This is a genomic window from Luteimonas sp. TWI662 (genome assembly GCF_039673825.1).
Classification (GTDB): Bacteria; Pseudomonadota; Gammaproteobacteria; order Xanthomonadales; family Xanthomonadaceae; genus Luteimonas.
Map to the genome: position 1 here is coordinate 1 of NZ_JBDJMI010000062.1, position 504 is coordinate 504.

Consider the following 504-nt stretch of genomic DNA (forward strand, 5'->3'; position numbering starts at 1 on the left):
CTTCGGCTACTGGGTCAACGATCCCGAGCGCTACGGTGTGGCCGAGTTCGATGCCGATGGCAAGGTCGTCGACATCGCCGAGAAACCCGAGCAGCCGCGTTCCAACTACGCCGTGACCGGCCTGTACTTCTACGATGGCCGGGCCAGCGACTACGCCGCCGAACTCGCGCCCTCGCCGCGCGGGGAGCTGGAGATCACCGACCTCAACCGTCGCTATCTGGACGACGGGGCGTTGTATCTTGAACAGCTCGGCCGCGGCTACGCCTGGCTCGACACCGGCACCCACCAGTCGCTGCACGAAGCCTCCAATTTCATCCAGACCATCCAGGACCGGCAGGGCCTGCAGGTGTGCTGTCCGGAGGAGATCGCCTTCGGACAGGGATGGATCGATGCCGAGCAACTGCTGGCGCTGGCCAAGCCGCTGTCGAAGAACGGCTACGGCCAGTACCTGCAGACCCTGGTGAACCGAGGAGTGGTGCGTTGAAGATCATCGAAACCAAGCTG

At 64.1% G+C, this 504-nt stretch carries 1 protein-coding gene; it reads left to right on the forward strand.

The genetic code is table 11. The features are described from left to right. Window positions 1-484: sugar phosphate nucleotidyltransferase (locus tag ABE488_RS17745; RefSeq protein ID WP_346449712.1), on the forward strand; the 484-nt coding region annotated here is incomplete at its 5' end. Between the last annotated feature and the right edge of the window lie 20 nt (window positions 485-504).